Origin of the sequence: Streptomyces sp. 4F14 (assembly GCF_048159485.1) — a bacterium.
GTDB lineage: Bacteria > Actinomycetota > Actinomycetes > Streptomycetales > Streptomycetaceae > Streptomyces.
The window spans coordinates 75802-92931 of the sequence record NZ_JBLRVY010000002.1; the positions used below are offsets into that span (position 1 = coordinate 75802).

A 17130-nucleotide genomic window follows, 5' to 3' on the forward strand; every position below is an offset into this window, starting at 1 on the left:
GAGGAGACGGCCGTCGACACGCAGCAGACCACCGAGAACGGCGCCGCGACCGTCCTGGTCGTCGACGACGTGGCGGCCAGCCGCTACGCCATGGGCGCCGTCCTGCGCCGCGCCGGTCATCAAGTCGTCGACGCGGCAAGCGGATACGAGGCGCTGCGCGAGGTCTCCGTACGGCTGGGCGCGGGGACGCCGTTCGACGTGGCGCTCGTGGACGTCGGGCTGCCGGACATGAGCGGCTTCGAACTGTGCCGGCGGCTCAAGGCCACCCCGGGGACCGCCGGGCTGCCGGTCGTGCACTTCTCGGCGGCGGCGGTCGCGCCCAGCGACCGGTGCCGGGGGCTCGACGTCGGCGGGGAGGCGTATCTCACCGTCCCCGCCGACCCGCTGGAGATCCAGGCCGTCGTCAGGGCGGCCCTGCGCGGGGCGCGCACACGCGGCGAGGCAGAGGAGACGGCCCGCCGCCTCGCGATCCTCGCGGAGTCCATCGTCACCGTCCAAGGCGCCCGCGACGCACAGGAGTTGGCGGACGCGGCGGCCGAGGGCGCGGCCCGGCTGACCGGCACCCCGGCCGTCGTCCTCGTCGTCGGCGCACGCGGCGAGGTGTACCGGGGGCTGCCGCACGGCCGGTCCCTGGTCGTGGCGCCCGGCACGGACGCCGACGAGACCGTCGTCCGGCTCGTCACCCGGCTCGCCGAGGGGCGGGGCGGGACACGCACCGTGGTCGTACCCGGCGCGCTGTGGCCGCCCGGCTACTTCCGGAAGGGGGCGCGCGACGACGCCCGGCTGATCCTCGCGCCCGCGCCCGAGGGCCGTACGCCGGTGTGCGTGGCGACGCCCGCGCCCCCGGCGCACGCCCCCGACCCCGGGGACGACGGACTGCTCGCCCGGCTCGCCCAGGCCACCGCGCTGGCCGCCGAACCGCTGCTGATGTACCAGGTCGAGCGACATGTCGCGCTCACCCTCCAGCACAGCTTCCTGCCCCGCCCCGCCTCCCTGCCCAAACTCCCCGGCGTCGACGTCGAGGTGCGGTACGTCCCCGCCTCCCTGGAGGCCGAGATCGGCGGCGACTTCTACGCGGCGCTGCCCACCGACCACGGGGTCCTCACCGCCGTCGGCGACGTCGTCGGCCACTCCCTGCACGCGGCGACGGTGATGGTCGAGATACGGCACGCCCTGCGCGCGTACTGCATCGAGGACGACGACCCCGGAGTCCTCGCCGCCCGCCTCGACCGCGTGCTCCAGCGCTACCACCCCGACTTCACGGCGACCGTCTGCCTCGCCCTGGTCGACCCCGACACCGGCCGGGTCCGCATCGCGAACGCCGGACACCTCCCCCCGCTGGTGATCGCCGACTCCGCCGCCGAGTACGTCGACGCGGCGGGCCCCCTGCTCGGCCTCGGCCTGCCCAGACCCACCCCGACAGAGATCAAACTCCAGCGCGGACAGCGCCTGTTGATGGTCACCGACGGACTCATCGAGACCCGCGGCACCGACCTCGCGACCTCCCTCACCCGCCTGCGGACGGTCGCCGCCGGCGCCCCCGAAGGGCTCGGCACCCTCTGTGACCTGCTCCTCGGCTGCTTCGCCGACGGCCGCGAGGACGACATCGCGATGCTGGCCCTGCGCCTGAGGTGACCGTCGCGCACCCGGTTAAGGTGACCGGAGCCGAGTCGCCCACCGAGGAGCCCCGCATGCCCCAGATCACCGTCGACCACTCCGCCGAGCTCACTTTCGACCACCCCGCCTTCGCCCGCGCCCTGCACACCGCGGTCGTCGAGATCGCCGCCGCCAAGCCCGAGGCGTGCAAGACCCAGTTCCGCGCCGCCGGACACACGGCGTTCGGCTACGAGGAGGAGGGCCACGCCGTCGTCCACGTCACCCTCGGCCTCCTGGCCGGCCGCACCACCGAGGTCAAGGCCGAACTGACCGCCGCCGTACTGGAGTTGCTCAAGGAACACCTCCCCGCCGAGGGCTGGGGCACGGTGCACGCCTCCGCCGAGGTCCGCGAACTGGACCCGTCCTACACGAAGGCCCAGTGGTAGCCCCTGGGCCCCGACTCCCTTACGGCGCTCACGACACCAGCTCGATCAGCCGCGTCGCCAGCAGGCCGAACGGCCCGTCCGCCGGCTCGCCCGTCAGCATCGGGCGCAGCAGCTCCTTCAGCTCGTCGTCGTACGCGGCCGTCACCGCCGTCAACGCGGCGAAGTCCTGGACGAGCTGGAGCTGGAGCTCCTCGCGCGGGATACGCCGGCCGTCCAGCCAGATCAGGGCCGTCGACTCGGCGAGGGAGATCCAGGAGCGGACGAGGAGCTCCAGCCGGGCCGGCGGGTCGGTGACCCCGAGGTGGGAGAGGATCTGCTCGTACGCCTCCTGGCGCACGGAGTTGATGAGCGCGTTGGTCGTCGAGGAGCCCACCGCCGGGCCGCCGCGCAGGAGCGCCGCGAACCCGGGGCCGTGGTCGTCGACGAAGTCGAAGTACCGCCGCATCACCCTCAGCAGCCGGGTGCCCAGGGGGCCTTCGTGCGGCTCCACGAACCGGCTCGCCAAGTCCTCCGACGCCCGCTTCAACGCGGCCTCGTACAGGCTGACCTTGCCGGGGAAGTAGTGGTAGACGAGCGGCCGTGAGATCCCCGCGGCCGCCGCTATCTCGTCGATCGACACCTCGTCCGGGGACCGCTGGGCGAACAGTTCGAGCGCGACGCCGATCAGCTGCTGCCGTCGCTCCTCGACACCCATCCTTCGACGCACCCCGGTTGTCATGACGCCAACTTTACCGAGCGACACCCCTCTCCAACCGCCCGGACCGGCAAGGCCGTTCACATATCGAGCACGAGACGCCCACCGCGCGCCCGCGACACGCAGACCAGCATCGAGTCGGCGCGCTCCCGGTCGGTGAGGAGTTCGTCCCGGTGATCGACCTCCCCCTCCAGGACCCGCTGCCGGCACGTCCCGCAGAAACCCTGCTCGCAGGAGTAGAGCGTGTCCGGCAGCTCCGCGCGCACGGCGGCCAGCACGGACGTGTCGGCGCCGACCGTCAACACCCGTTCGCTGCGCCGGAGTTCGACCTCGAAAGCCACGTCCCCCGCCAGCGCCCCGGCCGCCCCGAACCGTTCGAGGCGCACCCCGGGCACCCGCTCCTCGACCGCCGCCGCCAGTCCCTCGGGCCCGCAGCAGTAGACAGCCGTACCCTCCGCCAACTCGCCGAGGAACGCGTCGAGTTCGCCCCGCCCCTCGACCACTGTCGCGCGGCCTGCACCGAGCTTCTCGACCTCCTCCAGGAACGGCATCGACGCCCGCGACCGCCCGCAGTACAGCAACCGCCACTCCACGTCTTCCGGCAGCGCCCGCAGCATCGGCAGGATCGGCGTGATCCCGATCCCGCCCGCCACGAACGCGTACGCGGGCGCCCCGGCGACGAGCGGGAACCGGTTGCGCGGCCCGCGCACCTCGACCTCCACCCCTTCCCGCAGCTCCTCGTGCACCTCCCGCGACCCGCCCCGCCCGCCCTCGACGAGCCGCGCGGCGACGGTGTACGACGAGGTGTCGTCGGGGTCCCCGCACAGCGAGTACTGCCGCACGAGCCCCGAGGGCAGCACGAGGTCGAGATGCGCACCGGGCTCCCAGCGCGGCAACTCACTGCCTGCCAACCTGAGTTGGACGACCCCCTCGGCAACCGCCTCCCGAGAGGCGACCCGCAGCCGCACCCCCCGAGTCCGAGGCCGCCCCGACACCGGCTCCTCCAGCGCCGGCATCGGCCACAGCGGCGACGCCTGGATCCGCCGCCGCAGCGAACGCCTCACCAGCAGCGCGACCCCCGCGACGGCGACGGCCGTCAGCGGCCGGGGCGCCATCAGGACGCCCTCTTCGCGGCGGCGAGCGCGGCCGGGGAGGTCGCGAGATACGCGACGGCCTGCGCGGTCGACCCCTCCTGCGAGGGGTGGTACGAGCGGCCGAGGTAGGTCGGGATCGACCTGAGGATGTCGCCGGTAGCGGGCAACGTCCCCTGCCTGCCGCTCAGATAGAACGCCTTCACCGACGCCCTCCCGTCCACCAGCGTCGGATCGTTCTCCATGAAGAACCGCACCCCGCGCTGCCACAGGAACACCAGCGCCCCGAACGCCGTCGCCCAAGTCCGCGCCCGCCGCCGGTAGTTGCCGTCGACGTGCATGAACAGGTCGAAGGCGACCGACCGGTGCTCGACCTCCTCCGCACCGTGCCAGCGCAGCAGGTCCAGCATCATCGGGTCCGCGCCCCGCCGGTCCAGCTCGTCCGCGTTGAGCACCCAGTCCCCGAGGAACGCCGTGTAGTGCTCGATGGCGGCGATGAACGCGACTCGCTCCAGGAGCCACCACTTCCGCGCCCGCCCCGGCGGCAGCGTCCGGTCGCCGAGCAGCTTCTCGAACATCCAGTCCACCTGCGCGGTGTACGGCGTCGGGTCGAGCCCCTGGTCCCGCAGGTGGGGGAGGACCTCGTCGTGCGCCTGCGAGTGCATCGCCTCCTGCCCGATGAACCCGACGACGTCCGCGCGCAGTTGCTCGTCCCGGATGTACGGCAGCACCTGCCGGTACACGTGCACGAACCACCGCTCGCCCGCCGGCAGCAGCAGGTGCAGCACGTTGATCGTGTGCGTGGTGAAGGGATCCCCCGGCACCCAGTGCAGCGGGGTCCCCTCCCAGGAGAACGACACCTTCCGCGCCTTGAGACCGACCCGCTCGCCCTCGACCGGCCGGGGCCCGTGCTTGTTAGACATGATGTCAATGTACTGACGGGTAGAGCCGGGGTGAACCCCCGTGCACACCCGAATATCGGCGACGGCCTACCGCAGCACCTTGACCGCCTTCCCGCCCTTCAGCGTCCCCTCCAGCCCCGCCTGCACCCCTTGCCCGGTCCGTACGGCGAGGAGGTTCCCCTCCGCCTTCACGTTCACCCCGCCCGTCGTCCGCAGCGACGCCGTGTCCTTGTCCCCGGCGGCCAGCAGGTACCAGTGCCCGCCCTTCGACTTCCACAGCGCCCCCGCCAGCACATGCGGATCGCGCGGCCCGCACGCCGGAACGTCCGACGCCTTCGCCACGACCGCCCCGAACAGCCCGCCCGGCGTGTGGAACTGGGCCAGCGCCCGTGTCCCGTCACCCCGCCAGGTCTCGGCGCGCGTGCACACCCAGTCCGCCGACCCGCTCCCGTCCGGCAGCCCCTGCCGCGCGAACTGCCAGGCGTTCACGGCCCGTACGCCGAGCGCCCGCGCCTCCCCGAGCGAACACGCGTACGGCGCCCACGTCTTGAGCGCCTCCGCGCCGGTCGCGTCCTTCACCGCGCCGGGCCGCCCCGAGGTGAGCCGCGCCGGAACCAACTCGCCGAGGTCGCTGAGGAGTTGACGGCCCTGCCCGCCGGTCAGCTCCAGGACGTTCCAGCCCGTGCAGGCCCCGGTCCTCGTCGCCGGGCTGACCATCGGGGACGTCACACCCTTCGTCAGCGTCAGGTCCATCACCCCGGCGCCGGGCTTCGACAGATCCCGCTCACCGGCCTTCGTGACCCAAGGGGCGGTCAGATAGCGGACGTTGCCGTCGGCACGGCTCAGCACCACCGCACCCGCCTCCGCGCCGGACGCCCCGTCCACCCGCGCGAAGTCCAGCGCGGCACCGGCCGTACCGTCCTTCGGCTCGGCGTAACGGGCGATGCGCAGCCCGTCGTACAGGATCACCAGGCGTACGTTGTCGACGGCGCCCGCGTACAGGAGCTGGGGCGGGCCCGCGGGGCCGCCGGTCGGGGTGTCCGGGGTCGCGGAGACGTGGACCTGCTCGCCGGGGCGGGCCCAGACGGCCAGCGCGCGGCGCAACAGGGCCTGGTCTCCGGTGAGTTCACCGCGCGCGGGCCACGCGGAGAAGTCGGCGCGCGCCGACGTCCGCCATGCGACGGGGGAGACCTTCAGGAGGCGTCCGGGGTCCAGCGCGGCCTCCGCCGCCGGGTTCTGGGCGTACGCCGGGGCCGCCGCGCCGTCCGGACCCCAGCCGCCGCCCGGCAGCACCACCAGCACCCCGCACACCGCGAGCGCGGCCCCCGCGGCGAGCGCCGCCCGGCCGTGCTGGCGGCGCCGCATCAGGTCCGTCGGCCGGGCCTGGAGCACACAGGGGTCGAAGCCGGGGGAGTCGAGGAGCGTGAACTCCCCTTCCACCTCGCCCGATTCACGCAGCGCCGCATCGACCGCGGCCACCCCGCACTCCCCGAGCACCTTCCGTACGTCAGCCTCCGGCAGCTTCTCCAGACCGCGCAGCGCGTACGCCGCGCGCGCCGGGCCGTCCAGCTCCGACAGCCGCTGCTCCAGGGCGAGTTCGTCGGCGCCGCCCGAGCGAGGGAACAGCCGCAGCCCCCACACCTGGGGCAGCAGCGGCGGGAACTGCGCCCGCTTGGGCCACGCCCGGCGCCTGAGCGGCAACCCGGCCTGGAGGGCCGTACGCACCACCTGGAGGCGGACGTACGCGTACCCGGGGTCGCCGTCCCGGCCCTCCCCCACGCTCGACTGCGCTCGCGCGGGGGGACCCCCACTCTGGACCGGGATCACCGGGGCCGAAACCGTGCGGCGGGGCAGGGCGCGCTGGACGAGGGCGTGGGCGGTCAGGACACGGCGCCCGCGCGCGAGCGTCGGAGGCAGCACGACGTAGGCGAGCCGGACGAGGCGCGGGTAGTGCTCGACGAGCGCGGCCTCGGCCTGCTCCACGTCGAGCGCGGGACCGGAGCGGGGGGAGCGGGCGGGGCGCTGGGCGACATCCTGTGACTGCACGTCCCCAAGAACGAGCGTCCCGGCGGGAGGTCACCGCCGGTCGGGTGAATCCCCCCTACGGGGACGCCCGTTCGAGGAACGTTTCAGCACGGCCGACACACCCCGCCGCCTCAGCTCCCCGGTTCCACCAGCGCCCGCGCATAGTTCGCCATCGACCTCTGATAGCGCGGCAGATGACCCGCCAGCGCCCCCAGCACCAGCGCCAGCCCCTCCCGGTCCCGGCCCAGGCTCGACAGGCACAGCGCGAGGCAGGCCCGCACCGCGTCGTCCAACTCGTCCGACGGCGCGTCCAGTTCGGGCGTCAGCAGCTTGACCCCCTCCTCGGCCCGGCCGACGTTGCGCAGCGAACTCGCCAGCTGGACCTTCGTACGACGTTTCCGGTAGCCGTCGAGACCGAGCGCGAGCGCCTCCTCGTACAGCGGAACCGCCTTGTCGGAACGGCCCGTCGAGTCCCAGGCGCATGCCTGCTCGAAGGGGGCGACGGGGTCGCCCGGCGGCAACTCGGCGGTGAGGGCGTCGATCACGGCACGGAAGTCGGCGCCCTGCTCCTCCGTGTACTCGTCGTACGTCCCCCACGCGGCGGCGACGCGGTCTTCCCAGTCCTGGTTCATGGAGGTCACTGTGGCACGCGAGGGTGAAGAACCGTGTGTGAATAAATGACCGGTTGAGTGGTTCGCGCACCCCGGGCCGTATCCAGGGGGAGGTCTCTCAGGGAGGAACTGGACAGATGAAGCTGACCCGACCGACGCTCGCGGCCCTGGCCGCCGCAGCGGCGCTGACGCTGGCGGGCTGCGGATCCGGCGGGGACGACAAGGCGGACGCCGTACCCGTCGCGGCGACCGGCAGCCTGGAGCAGCTCGCCGCGAAGGTGGACTGCAAGCCGAACATGCAGACCGACGCCGACGAACTGCGCCAGGCCATCTGCAAGACCACCGACGGCAAGTTCATCCTCCTCACCTTCGCTACCGACCGGGGCCAGCGCGAGTGGATCAACGGCGCGAAGGACTACGGCGGTCACTACCTCGTCGGCCGCAAGTGGATCGCCGTCGGCGACGAGACGAAGACGGTCGACACCCTGCGCAAGACGCTCGGCGGCGACATCGAGGAGGGCACCGACCACTCGGCGCACGTGGAGGGCTCCGCGAGCCCCACGCACTCAAGTCACTGAAAGCACGAGAGAGCCGGCGGTGGGGATTCCCACCGCCGGCTCTCTCATGTACCTGGGCTCAGGCGACTACTGGCACTTGCGCCCGGTGTTGATGCAGTTGACCATCTGGTTCATCGTGTTCTGCGAGAAGAAGTTGATGAAGTCGTTGTGGTCGGTGATCGGCTTGTGCAGGTTCTCCGGGAAGGAGTCCACCGCGTAGGCGTTCTTCACCTGGCCGTTCTGGATCTGCGGACGCGGGACGTTGTAGACCAGTCGGACCTGGAGCTGGGGGATCGCCTTGAAGCCGTTGGCGCACTGGCCGTTGCCCTGGACGAAGGCCACGTGCGTACGGTGGTTGGCGGAGTCGATGTTCTGACCGTCCCAGCAGCTCTGGAAGAAGGTCGTACGGACCACCTGGCTGCCCTGCGGGCAGATCGGGTACTTGTCCTTCAGCTGCACCTTGTTCTCGAAGCCGGTGCAGGACCAGTTGGCGTTGGCGTTGCCGTTGCCGTTCACGAACGCCTTGGCGTCACCGGTGATGATGCGCAGCGCGGACGGCATCGCGACGACGTTGCCGCGCTTGTTGCCGACGAACTTCAGCTGGGCCTGGACGGGCTGGAGGATCTTGCCGACGTTGCCCTCCTTGCCACCACCGTCGTTGTTCTGGTCGAAGTCCTGCGAACCGTCCTGGACGCGCAGCACCGGCCAGAAGTACGAGGACTTGTCGCCCTGGTTCTGGCAGCTCGTCTGCGCGTTCGCCAGCTCCTGGTCGGACGCGAAGGCGTCGTTCGACTGGTTGCCGACGTAGTCGTGCAGGTGGTGGGCGCCGTTGGCGACACCGGGGGCCACGATCACGTTGTCCGTGTTGTGGTTGTCGTTGCCGTTGGTGCCGCACTTGGTGGTGAAGGAACCGCGCGAACCGCCGCCGCCGTTCGCGGCGAGGCCGTTCTGGCCGACACCGATCTGGGCGTTGTTGCCGGCCTTCGTGATGTCCACGAAGTCCGCGGCCACCGGGCCGTTGCCGCCCTGACCGCCACCGGCCTGCTGGCCGCCGTTGTTCTGGCCGCCGTTGTTCTGACCGTTGCCGTTCTGGCCGTTCTGACCATTCTGGCCGTTCTGACCGTTGTTGTTCTGGCCGTTGCCGTTCTGGCCGTTGTTGTTGCCGTTGTTGTTCTGGCCCCCGTTGTTCTGGTTGCCGTTGTTGTTACCGCCGTTGTTCTGACCGTTGTTGCCGTTGTTCCCACCGGCATTGGTGTTGGCAACCTGCGGCGTGCACGCGGCGAGCTGGCTGATCGAGTTGTCGAACTGCCCGCCCACACGCTGGATGTTGATCCGGATGCGGTCGATCGTCGCGGCCCGCTTCTCCTTCAGCGGCCCGGTGATCGCGTTCTGCACGAACCCCGAGTCCTGCGCCTGCGCCTGCCGGGTGGAGGCGAGACGGGCGTAAGCCTCGGTGATCTGCTTGTCCAGCAGCGCCAACTCCCTGTCGACGCCCTGACGCGCGTTCTGCGGCACGTTCGTCAGCCGCTGGCCGACGTCGGGGCAGGCGATCGTCGCGACCTGGGCACCAGCGGCCTTGACCTCGTTCTGGCCCGAGCCGTTGGACGATTCGTGCGCCGAAGCGTAGAAGTTTGCCCAGATCAGCCCGCCCCCACCGAGCGCTAGGGCCGCCGACGCGGCTATGGCCTTGTTGGCCATCGACGAACGGCGTTTACGTGTGTTGCGTCCCATGGAACTCCTCTGACTTCCTTGCGGGGCAGCGAGGCGCCCGACAGGAGTGAAGCGGCGTCGTTCAGTACGCACGCCGGCTCAGAGGTGTTCAGCCGTCTCAGAAATTCCTGAGAGATTCGTGGGAGCACGGAAGGGTGTTATTCCCCCAACACCCGCACAAGTAACCCGAGTTGCCATGATCAACGATCTCGGTCCAGGAACGCCAGCACCGCCAGTACCCTGCGGTTGTCGTCGTCCGAGACCTCCAGACCCAGTTTTGTGAAGATGTTCGCTGTGTGCTTCGCCACAGCCCGCTCGGTCACCACGAGCTTCCCCGCGATGGCCGCGTTCGACCGGCCCTGCGCCATCAGCTCCAGCACCTCCAGCTCCCTCGGCGTCAGCCGCGCCGGGAGCCTGTCCTCCCCACGCCGCGCCAGGAGTTGCCGGATCACCTGAGGGTCCATCGCCGTGCCTCCCGCCGCGACCCGCCGTACCGCGTCCACGAACTGCTCCGCGTCGAACACCCGGTCCTTCAGCAGATACCCCACCCCGCCCGTGCCGTCCGCCAGCAACTCCCGCGCGTAGAGCTGCTCCACGTGCTGCGACAGCACCAGCACCGGGAACCCCGGCCGCTCCCGCCGGGCCCGCAGCGCGCACTGCAGGCCCTCGTCCGTCAGCGTCGGCGGCAGCCGGACGTCCACCACCGCCACGTCCGGCTTCAACTCCCGCAGGGCCCGCTCCAGTTCCGGACCCGTCTCCACCGCCGCCGCGATCTCGAAGCCGAACGCCTCCAGCAGTCGTACGAGGCCGTCCCGCAGCAGGAACAGGTCTTCGGCTAGGACAACACGCACGGAATCTCCATCGTGGCCATCGTGGGGCCGCCCAGCGGGGAGCTGACGGCCAGGACGCCGTCGAATGTACCCAGCCTGCGTTCCACTCCGGCGAGCCCGGAACCGGCGCCGACGGCCGCGCCGCCCCGGCCGTTGTCCGTGACGGACACCCGCAACAGGCCCTCGCCGTGGTGCACATCGACCCAGATCCGGTCCGCGCCCGCGTGCTTGACCGCGTTCGTCAGCAGCTCGCTCACCGCGAAGTACGCCGCCGACTCGACGGGGGCGTCCGCGCGGCCGTCCAGCTCCACCGTCACCTCCACCGGCACCGGCAGCCTCAGCGCCAACGCCCGTACGGCGTCCCCGAGTCCGCGCTCCGCCAGCACCGGGGGATGGATGCCCCGGACCAGGTCCCGCAACTCCTCCAGCGTCTCCACCGAGTTGCGCCGCGCCTGCGCGAGCAGCTCCTTCGCCCGCGCCGGATCCCGCTCCACCAGCGCCTCGATCGTCCCCAGGTCCATGCCCATCGCGACGATCCGGGCCTGCGCGCCGTCGTGCAAGTCCCGCTCGATACGCCGGAGTTCGGCGGCGGAGGTGTCCACCGCGTCCCGCCGGGTGTCGGTCAGGACCCGGACACGCTCGGTGAGTTCGGTGTGGTCGGCGCCCAACACGGCCCGGGTGAACCGGAAATGGGCGGCCAGGAGGGCCGGGTTGTTACGGAGCACCACGTGCAGCAGGATCACCCCGAGTACGGCCGCCGCCAGCGACGTCGGCAGGTTCGACACCGGGACGAACGCGTACCAGTACGGGTCGTCGCCGTACACCTTCCACAGCCCGAACGGCATCGCGAGCCCCTCGACGGCGTAGAAGGCGAGCAGGGCCGGCAGCAGGGCCGTCACGAACCCCGGGACGAGATCCGCCGCCAGCCACCGCACGTCCCGCCACGTCTGCGGATCCCCGAGCACACCCGTCAGCCGCCCCCAGATCCCGCCCCGCGCCTCCCGGTAAACGGCCGGGATCCGCACCCCGCCCCACTCCCGCGCGATCTCCCGCCGCTTGCCCGCGTACTCCCGCACGGCGTGCAGCACCGCCGGCGTGGTCACGATCCCCACCCCGACCGGTATCAGGGCCAGCGAGACCAACGTGACGACCAGCAGGAAAACGCTCACCGGCAGCATCGACGCAGCGATAGCCAGCCCCTGCACAGCCGCGAGCAGCGCGCCCCGCACCCGTCCCCGGGTTGTTGTGATGTCCATGCGCCCAGTCTTCAGGCCGGGGGAGCGCAGGTCACTGGGGTAAGGGCCCGGGGCGGGGGGTGGTGGTAGGTACACCGTGGGGGAGAGGGGGGTACGACCGGCCGCCCGCGCCTTCGCCGTTCGGCTGGACCGAGCGCCCGCGCCCTCGCCGTTCTGCGGACCGAGCCCCCCTCTCCCCGCCCCCTCACCCCGCCAGCACCCGCGCCTCCACCTCCTCCGTCACCCCGATCGTCAGATCCGGCCGCCGGGGCACCTCGCCCCCGAGGGTCTCCAGCCACGCCCACGTGTCCGCGACCGTCTCCTCCACCGGCCGGCACACCAGGCCCGTCCCCACCGCCCGTGACACATCGGCGGCGTGCAGCGCGTCGTGCATGTCCGTGCCCGGCGGCACCCACACCGGCAGCTCCGTCCACGGCTTGATGCCGGCCGCGACGATCCTCTCCGGGTCGGTCCAGCGCAGCTCCGCGGAGGAACCTGTCACGGAGACGCAGGCGTCGAGGAGTCGCCCCATGGTCGCGTGCCCCTGGGGACTGACGAGGTTGGCCGGACCGCTCACCCCACCCTCCACCGCGCCCAGCACCCACGCGGCGAGATCGCGCGCGTCGATGTACTGCAACGCCAACTCCCGTGGCCCGGGCGCGAGTACGGCCCCGCCCCGCGCGATCCTGGCCAGCCACCAGGGAAGCCGCCCGATGTTCTCGTACGGCCCGAGAATCAGCCCGGCGCGCGCGAACACCGACGCCTCGGCCCCGAAGGACTCCAGCACGGCCAGCTCACCGCCCCGCTTGTCCCGCGCGTAGTCCGTGAGCCCGGCGCCGGGATCCCCCTCGACGACCCGGGCGCCCTCGTCGTACCCGGCGGGCGGCGCCCATGCGTAGACGGACAGAGTGGACACGTACGCGTACCGCCCGGCCCGCCCCCGCAGCAGCCGGGCCGTGTCCTGTACGGCCCTCGGCTCCCGGGCCCACGTGTCGACGACGGCGTCCCACGTCCCCGTCGCCAGCGCGGACAGCCCGCCGGCGACGGTCCGGTCCCCGGCGAGCGCCCGCACTCCGTCGGGGACCCCGGCGGACCCCCGGTTGAAGACATCGACCTCCCACCCCCGGGCGAGAGCCGCCTCGACGACGGCCCGTCCCACGAACTGCGTACCACCCAGCACGAGAAGTTTCATGGGACGGACTCTGCCCGCGATCACTCCCGAACGGAACAGAACTCTGCCGACAGCAGAGACGCCCTAAGGGGCGCGGGGCCGTGTGTGATGTGCGGCTACCGCCGCGCGGGCGCGACCAGCCACAACTGAGCCGCACTCGCCCGGCAACAGTCCCCGTCACCCCACTGGGCGGCCCCTCAACCCCCGGTGGGCGGCGTGTACTTGTACCCGACCCGCCGGACCGTCTGGATGGCCTGCCGGTGCCGCCCCAACTTCCGCCGCAGCCGGGCCACATGGACATCGACGGTCCGCCCGTCCCCGACATGCCCGTACCCCCACACCGTGGTGACGAGCTGATCCCGGGTGTGTACCCGGTGGGGGTACGCCACGAGATGCGCGAGCAACTCGAACTCCAGGTACGTCAGGTCGAGTTCGGCCCCGTCGACGGAGGCGGTCCGCTGGACGGAGTCGATCCGCACCAGCGCGTCCGCCTGCTCCGCCCCGGGCTTCGCCTCCCGCACGGCCACCGGCAGGAACGGCGGCTGCTGATCGGCGGGAACCAGCACCAGGTACCCGACCATGGGCGGCTGGCCGGGCAGCGAGGGAAGCGTGTGCTGCGGCGCCGGCAGCCAAGTGGCCCCCGGCGGAAGGAAGTCGGCGATCTCCACGACCTCGTTCGGATCGACGGCACGCAGCCGATGCCGGGCCGAGGACGCCGCGACCGGCGAGGGCAGGGAACTCAGGGGACGAGTGGGGGCAGTAGCCATGAGACGTCAGCTCTTTCGCGCGAGAAGTTCGTCAGGAGGACGTACCTGTTCGCGTCGGCCGAAGACCGGGTTGTACGGCTTTAGAGGGCCGGCGCGTTCACCGCGCGACAACACACCCGATCGAAGTCGTGATGCTGACGGGAGGGCCAGAACGGCTCAAGGTCATGGCGACCCGTCGCATCGCACTTCTGGAAGCTGGCCATGCCCTTATTGAAGCAGACCCCGGCCCGTTGCAGGAGCCCGCTCTCACAGGTTGGACGCTCCCTTGACCAAAACCGGCACGTGACCAGAACCGGCACGCGAAAAGGGCGCCCCTGCGGCAGGGGCGCCCTTCACGAGTTCAGCAGGGGTCAGACCTGGCCGGCCTTCTCCAGCGCGGAGCAGCACGTGTCGACGAGGAGACGCGTCACCACGTACGGGTCGACGTTCGCGTTCGGGCGGCGGTCCTCGATGTAGCCCTTGCCGTCCTTCTCGACCTGCCACGGGATACGGACGGAGGCGCCGCGGTCGGAGACACCGTAGGAGTACTCGTTCCACGGGGCCGTCTCGTGCAGACCCGTGAGGCGGTCGTCGATGCCCGCGCCGTAGTTCTTGACGTGGTCGAGCGGCTTGGAGCCCTCGCCGAGGGACTCGGCGGCGGTGATGATCGCCTCGTACGTCTCGCGCATCGCCTTCGTGGAGAAGTTCGTGTGCGCGCCGGCGCCGTTCCAGTCGCCCTTCACCGGCTTGGGGTCCAGCGTCGCGGAGACGCCGAAGTCCTCGGCCGTACGGTAGAGCAGCCACCGCGCGATCCACAGCTGGTCGGCGACGACGGTCGGGGCGAGCGGGCCGACCTGGAACTCCCACTGGCCGGGCATCACTTCGGCGTTGATGCCGGAGATGCCGAGGCCGGCCTTGAGGCAGTTCTCCAGGTGCGCCTCGACGACGTCACGGCCGAAGATCTCGTCCGCGCCGACACCGCAGTAGTAGCCGCCCTGGGGCGCCGGGAAGCCGCCCTTGGGGAAGCCGAGGGGGTAGCCGTCCTTGAAGAACGTGTACTCCTGCTCGATGCCGAAGATCGGCTCCTGCGCGGCGAACCGCGTCTCGACCTCGACCAGCGCGGCACGCGTGTTGGACGCGTGCGGGGTCATGTCGATGTCCAGGACCTCGCACAGGACGAGGATGTCGTCGCCGCCGCGGATCGGGTCCGGACAGGTGAAGACCGGCTTCAGCACACGGTCCGAGGAGTGCCCCTCGGCCTGGTTCGTGGAGGACCCGTCGAAGCCCCAGATCGGCAGCGTGCCGAGCCCGCCGAACGCGTCCGTGACGATCTTCGTCTTGGAACGCAGCTTGGCCGTCGGCTCGGTGCCGTCGATCCAGATGTACTCAGCCTTGAAGGTCACGGGCCACATCCTTCGGGGGTATGTCTTGGCGCACTTGCGGGTGCTGCGGCGCTACGGCACTGGGGCACCGCGTCGAATACCGGCACCCTGTCAACAGGCGGTTTCCCGCCCATTGCCCGAGTGTGAACCCCGTGTTACCTGGGTGTTCTGTGACGGGATTCACGGAGGTGAGGCCCGTGTTCCGGGGCAGCGCTCAGATCCACCGCCACCTCCGCTCCCGCCGGTACCTCCGCTCCCACCTCGCCTGCCGGTCCCGCCGCGCGCGGTACCCCTGGTACGTCGTCGGCCGGGCGGTCCTCGCCTCCTCGTCGGAGTCCGACCGCTTGCTCAGGAACAGGTAGAGGCCCCCCGCGACCAGCCACCACAGATGGTTTCCGAAACCGAGCACGACCAGCACACCGACCGCGCCCACACCGATGATTCCCATGACGGATCTCCTCCCTCACCCCTCCGGGTTCCCCCGCACGGCGTATGTATCAATGGGCCCATGCCAGAGCTGACTTCTTTCGCGTACGACCACGGCGACGACGTCCTCAGCGGAGTGCACGGCGGCCCGCTCACCGCCCCCGCCGCAGCCGTCCTCCTGCACGGCGCCGGACGCGGCAGCAAGGCCCGACTCCTCCCACTGGCCGGGGAGTTCACGGCACACGGAGTCCAGGCCCTCGCCCTCGACTTCACCGGCCACGGCGAAAGCACCGGACAGCTCAGGGAGTTGAGCCTGAGACGCCGCTTCGAGCAGGCGGTCGCGGTCATCGACGCGTACGTACCCACCCAAACCCCCCTGATCCTCGCCGGGTTCAGCATGAGCGGCCAGACCGTGGCCGACCTCCTAGCCCACTACGGCGAACGCGTCACGGCGATCGCCCTCGGCGCCCCAGCCGTATACGCCCCCGAAGCCTGGACCGAACCTTTCGGCGAGGGCACCGGCCGCTTCACCGAGATCATCCGTACGCCGGACGCCTGGCGGCGTTCGTCCGCACTGGAGACGCTGCGCGGCTTCACCGGCCGCGCCCTGCTCCTCGTACCGGAGGCCGATGAGGTGATCCCGCCGGAGGTGACGGAGGCGATCGAGGACGCGCTGACCGCCCGCGCCCAGTACAGCAGGGTCGAACTGACCGGCGCGGACCATCAGTTGGGCATCTGGTACCGGGATCACGCCGAGGCGAGGAGGGAGTTGGTGACCGGCCTCCTCACCGGCCTCGCCGACCGGGGCTGGACGGCGACCTGGGAGTGGCTGGCGAAGCGGACGGGCAAGACCCGGGTCGCCGACAAGCCCCTGAAGGGCGGCTGGAGTTCACAGATGCGCCGCGTGACGCTCACGGACGACGTCGTCGTCCTGCGCAGCTTCGTGAAGCCCTTCTTCCGCGAGCACGCCCCCGGCCTCCTCCAGCGCGAGGCGGACATCCTCACGCTGCTCGCGGAGGAGGACGGCATTCCGGCGGCGACCCTTATCGGCGTGGATCCCGACGCCACCCACTGCGACCACCCCTCCCTCGCGATGACCGCCCTCCCCGGCCAAGTGCGTTTCGACGAGGACGACTTGGAGCCCCGCCTCGACGCGCTCGCGGCACTCCTCGTACGCATCCACGCGGTCGACCCCGCCGAACGCCCCCGCCCCTACCAGGCATGGACGTCCGCCGAGCGCGTCCGGGTCCCCGAGGGCGAGCCGTGGGCCCGTGCGGTGGACCTCATCCGCCGCGAACCCCCGGCGTACGAAGGGTGTTTCCTGCACCGGGACTTCCACCCCGGCAACGTCCTCTTCCACGGCGGCAAGGTCAGCGGTGTCGTCGACTGGGTCGAGACCTCCTGGGGCCCGGCCGACCTGGACGTCGCCCACTGCTCCACCGCCCTCGCGCTGCTGCACGGCGCCGAGACGGGCCTCGGCTTCCGCGCCCGATACGAGGCCCACGGCGGACGTCGGCTGGCCCCCGGCGCCGACCATCTCTACTGGCGGCTCCTGGACTGCCTCCACTACGCCGGCGACGCGGCCAAACTCGCCGGTCCCTGGCGGGAGTCGGGCCGCACCGACCTGACCCCCGAGGTGCTGGGGGAGCGGATGGAGGCGTACGTCCGCGGCCTGATGGCAGCGTACGCATGAGAAGGCCGGGCGCCC

At 71.5% G+C, this 17130-nt stretch carries 16 protein-coding genes; 4 read left to right on the forward strand and 12 right to left on the reverse strand.

The features are described from left to right. The first annotated feature begins 90 nt into the window (after positions 1-90). Both ACLZOT_RS02605 and ACLZOT_RS02610 read left to right on the forward strand, forming a co-directional pair. The gene (locus ACLZOT_RS02605) at positions 91-1635 is read left to right on the forward strand and encodes a SpoIIE family protein phosphatase (protein ID WP_416967420.1); all 1545 of its coding nucleotides are present in this window, start codon (positions 91-93) and stop codon (positions 1633-1635) included. Between the two features lie 56 nt (positions 1636-1691). Then, positions 1692-2042, forward strand: a complete 351-nt coding sequence (locus ACLZOT_RS02610; protein WP_416967028.1) for a 5-carboxymethyl-2-hydroxymuconate Delta-isomerase — start codon at positions 1692-1694, stop codon at positions 2040-2042. Between the two features lie 28 nt (positions 2043-2070). Here ACLZOT_RS02610 and ACLZOT_RS02615 read toward each other — a convergent pair whose 3' ends face one another. From ACLZOT_RS02615 to ACLZOT_RS02635, 5 genes are all read right to left on the reverse strand, one after another. Next, positions 2071-2760 (reverse strand): TetR/AcrR family transcriptional regulator, encoded by a 690-nt coding sequence (locus ACLZOT_RS02615; RefSeq protein WP_416967029.1) that lies wholly within the window; start codon positions 2758-2760, stop codon positions 2071-2073. A gap of 56 nt (positions 2761-2816) precedes the next feature. Beyond that, positions 2817-3851, reverse strand: coding sequence for a PDR/VanB family oxidoreductase (locus tag ACLZOT_RS02620; RefSeq protein ID WP_416967030.1), 1035 nt, complete (start codon positions 3849-3851; stop codon positions 2817-2819). Next, entirely contained in the window at positions 3851-4750 is a 900-nt protein-coding gene (locus tag ACLZOT_RS02625) for a metal-dependent hydrolase (RefSeq protein ID WP_416967031.1), read from the reverse strand. The genes ACLZOT_RS02620 and ACLZOT_RS02625 overlap by 1 nt, the downstream gene beginning before the upstream one ends. 66 nt (positions 4751-4816) lie before the next feature. Beyond that, complete coding sequence (locus ACLZOT_RS02630; RefSeq protein ID WP_416967032.1) at positions 4817-6775, reverse strand: hypothetical protein; 1959 nt, start codon at positions 6773-6775, stop codon at positions 4817-4819. Between the two features lie 110 nt (positions 6776-6885). Beyond that, a complete protein-coding gene (locus tag ACLZOT_RS02635; protein ID WP_416967033.1) occupies positions 6886-7386 on the reverse strand; it encodes a tetratricopeptide repeat protein in 501 nt (166 codons plus the stop codon). Positions 7387-7502: 116 nt separating this feature from the next. Here ACLZOT_RS02635 and ACLZOT_RS02640 point away from each other — a divergent pair, with 116 nt between their 5' ends. Further along, positions 7503-7943, forward strand: coding sequence for a hypothetical protein (locus tag ACLZOT_RS02640; RefSeq protein ID WP_416967034.1), 441 nt, complete (start codon positions 7503-7505; stop codon positions 7941-7943). A gap of 66 nt (positions 7944-8009) precedes the next feature. Here the strand turns inward: ACLZOT_RS02640 and ACLZOT_RS02645 are convergent, their stop codons facing one another. The 7 genes from ACLZOT_RS02645 to ACLZOT_RS02675 form a co-directional block, all read right to left on the reverse strand. Continuing rightward, entirely contained in the window at positions 8010-9653 is a 1644-nt protein-coding gene (locus tag ACLZOT_RS02645; RefSeq protein WP_416967035.1) for a DUF1996 domain-containing protein, read from the reverse strand. Between the two features lie 179 nt (positions 9654-9832). Further along, on the reverse strand, positions 9833-10483 hold the full coding sequence (locus ACLZOT_RS02650; protein ID WP_416967036.1) for a LuxR C-terminal-related transcriptional regulator: 651 nt from the start codon (positions 10481-10483) through the stop codon (positions 9833-9835). Further along, a complete protein-coding gene (locus ACLZOT_RS02655) occupies positions 10468-11718 on the reverse strand; it encodes a sensor histidine kinase (RefSeq protein WP_416967037.1) in 1251 nt (416 codons plus the stop codon). Before ACLZOT_RS02655 ends, ACLZOT_RS02650 begins: the two co-directional genes overlap by 16 nt. Before the next feature lie 184 nt (positions 11719-11902). Next, positions 11903-12889 carry an NAD-dependent epimerase/dehydratase family protein gene (locus tag ACLZOT_RS02660; RefSeq protein WP_416967038.1) on the reverse strand — a complete coding sequence of 329 codons (987 nt, stop codon included), beginning with the start codon at positions 12887-12889 and terminating at the stop codon, positions 11903-11905. A gap of 176 nt (positions 12890-13065) precedes the next feature. Continuing rightward, positions 13066-13635, reverse strand: coding sequence for a winged helix-turn-helix domain-containing protein (locus ACLZOT_RS02665; protein ID WP_416967039.1), 570 nt, complete (start codon positions 13633-13635; stop codon positions 13066-13068). A gap of 350 nt (positions 13636-13985) precedes the next feature. Beyond that, positions 13986-15017: a glutamine synthetase gene (glnII, locus tag ACLZOT_RS02670; protein WP_416967040.1), complete on the reverse strand. Its 1032-nt coding sequence runs from the start codon at positions 15015-15017 to the stop codon at positions 13986-13988. Positions 15018-15210: 193 nt separating this feature from the next. Then, on the reverse strand, positions 15211-15444 hold the full coding sequence (locus ACLZOT_RS02675) for a hypothetical protein (RefSeq protein ID WP_416967041.1): 234 nt from the start codon (positions 15442-15444) through the stop codon (positions 15211-15213). Positions 15445-15504: 60 nt separating this feature from the next. On the opposite strand from ACLZOT_RS02675, the gene ACLZOT_RS02680 reads away from it, so the two are divergent. Then, positions 15505-17115: a phosphotransferase gene (locus ACLZOT_RS02680; protein ID WP_416967042.1), complete on the forward strand. Its 1611-nt coding sequence runs from the start codon at positions 15505-15507 to the stop codon at positions 17113-17115. Positions 17116-17130: the final 15 nt, after the last annotated feature.